Source organism: Myxococcus vastator (assembly GCF_010894475.1).
Classification (GTDB): Bacteria; Myxococcota; Myxococcia; order Myxococcales; family Myxococcaceae; genus Myxococcus; species Myxococcus vastator.
In genome coordinates this window covers 1-2,494 of record NZ_JAAIYB010000733.1, presented here as the reverse complement: position 1 = coordinate 2,494, position 2,494 = coordinate 1, and the positions used below count along the sequence as shown (strand labels likewise).

The following is a 2,494-nucleotide window of genomic DNA, read 5'->3' as shown; positions in this document are numbered from 1 at the left end:
CAGTTACAGCACCAGCGATGCCTAAGTCCCTATCGGGCAAGCAGCAGCCGCCGCAGGCACCACATTCGGGAACTCCGACGGGCACAAGATGGTCGGTTCAGCAGAATGCCATCTTTGATTTCTTTGCCAGGGGAAATGGCAACGCGGTCGTTCGCGCGAGGGCGGGTACAGGCAAGACCACCACCATCCTGGAGGGCATCCGCCACGCTCCCGAGAAGGCCATCGTGCTTGCGGCGTTCAATAAGCGCATTGCGGACGAGTTGGTGACGAAGCTGAAGAACCCCGCCGCCACAGCGAAGACCCTGCATGGGCTCGGCTTCGCTGCGGTGAAGACGTACTGGAAGGATACTGCGCTCGATAAGGACCGGGGGCTGGCTCTCGCCCGCCGGGCAGCCGTGGACCAGCGCCCAGACCCGATGATGGTCAAGCTCATCCAGAAGCTTGCTGCCTATGGCAAAAACATCGCACCGTTCGGCTCCGTCGCCGACTTGGTCGAGTTGGCGATTCAGTTCGACGTCGAACCCGACGCGCAATGGAGCGAGCGCGGTTGGGACACCGAAAAGATCGCCCAATGTGCCCATGAGGCTATGCGGCTTGCCACGCAGCGCGACGGCACCGTGGACTTCGATGACATGATCTTCGTCCCCGTGGCGATGAAGATGGTCCACCCGAAGTACGACCTCGTGGTGATCGATGAGGCGCAGGACATGAACCTGACCCAGCTCCTGCTTGCCCAAAAGCTGGTCCGCAAGGGTGGACGCACGGTGGTGGTGGGCGATGACCGCCAGGCCATCTACGGTTTTCGTGGTGCCGACTCGAGGAGCCTTGACCGGCTCAAGAACGAGTTGAACGCGGTCGAGTTTCCCCTTACGACGACCTACCGCTGCCCGAAGAACGTCGTGGCCCTCGCCCAGCAGATTGTGCCCGATTACAGGGCCGCAGACACCGCCCCTGAGGGCATCGTTCGCGACATGTCGGAATCGAAGCTAGTGGAGGAGGCCACCCCCGGCTGCTTCATCCTCAGCCGCAAGAACGCGCCGCTCGTCTCGACGTGCATCAAGCTCCTCAAGCAGGGCAAGCGGGCAAAGGTGGAGGGGAAGGACGTCGGGCGTAGCCTCCTGACCATCGTCAAGAAGCTCGGTGGGACGACCATCGAGACCTTCCTCTCCAAGCTCGCCGCCTGGGAAGCCCGTGAGTCGCAACGCGCTCGCTTGACGGCGAAAGACCCAGAGCCGGTCGTTGAGCGCATCGCAGACCAAGCCGGAATGCTCGTGGCCCTGTGCGAGGACCTCCTCACGACGAAGGAGCTGGGGGCCCGCATCGAGAACCTGTTCGACGATGCCGCCGAAGGCGCCCAGCCTTTCATTGTTTGCAGTTCCGTTCACAAGGCCAAGGGGTTGGAGCGCGAGAGGGTGTTCCTCCTCAAGGACACGTTCAGCCGGTCCGGAACGGAAGAATGCAACATCGAATATGTTGCGATTACGCGCGCAAAGCAGGAGTTGATCTGGGTGGTCAACGAGGCTGCGATCCGTTCACAGGCGGGGCACAGGAACCGATAGTTGCCAGCCTCCACAGTGCGCCTGCCCTGATATGCATCCTGACGGGCGGCTCCAGAGTCCGGCCGCAGTCCCCTACCCTCTGGACTTCCTCCCGTCGCGTTCTATCTAGCTTCGCCAACTCCCTTGCGGTGACACGCCGAAGGGCAAATTCGGGGCACATGCGCCAAGCGCTCGGGGCCGCGAGAATGGCTCTGGAACGCCCTGCAAGGGTGCACCACATCGTGCGCTCAGGTGGAGCAGAGCACGGTGAATCCTGTCAGCGAGCGTCCAGTCATCGCCCTCAAGCGGGTTCGGAGCCGGGGATCGGAGGAGGAGAGCCCAGTTCCACGCCGCACCGACCAGAGACGCCGGAGGGGCACACTGAGGGCACATGAGGCCACGAGGCCAAAGAAAAAGCCCAGCAACCTCTCGGCTGCTGGGCTTCTCACTCAGTGGAGGCGGCGGGAATCGAACCCGCGTCCGAAAGCCGTCCGTTCTTCGACCCTACGTGCGTAGTCCGCGGTTTGCTACGTCCCAGAGGCTCCCACGGACGGGATACTCAGAGCCGGTCCTGGAAAGGTCTCGCCACCTCGGGTCCAGGCGCCCTTGGCAGCCAGCCTGCATTATGACGGCCCATCCCAACCCCACAGGCCGAGAGCGGGGGGACCGCGCACTAAGAGCTGTTTTTAGGCAGCCAGCGCGAGCTCAACGTTGTCGTTGGCTTTTGTGTCTTTGCCGGGTTGGATTTACGAGCTACCAGACAAGCTCGGCACGCGTCTCGAACTTCATTGCCCCCGTCGAAACCAGGTCGCCCCCGGTAGGTTCACTGCACGTCACGCGGCCACTCACCGCGCCCCGTCTTCTTCACATTAACCGCTGCCGAGGGCGCGTCAATCCTCCTGAATGGCCGCGGGCCCACTTGGGCGCACGGACGTGGACACTCGGCCCACAAGCCC

1 protein-coding gene and 1 other RNA gene are annotated in these 2,494 nt (G+C 63.0%); one reads left to right on the top strand and one right to left on the bottom strand.

Annotation, left to right across the window (positions count from 1 at the left end):
• On the top strand, positions 1–1,559 hold a 1,559-nt coding region (locus G4D87_RS36660), incomplete at its 5' end, for a UvrD-helicase domain-containing protein (protein WP_205507872.1).
• Positions 1,560–1,988: 429 nt separating this feature from the next.
• On the opposite strand, the gene ssrA is transcribed toward G4D87_RS36660, so the two are convergent.
• Positions 1,989–2,354: a transfer-messenger RNA gene (gene ssrA / locus G4D87_RS36655) on the bottom strand.
• Positions 2,355–2,494: the final 140 nt, after the last annotated feature.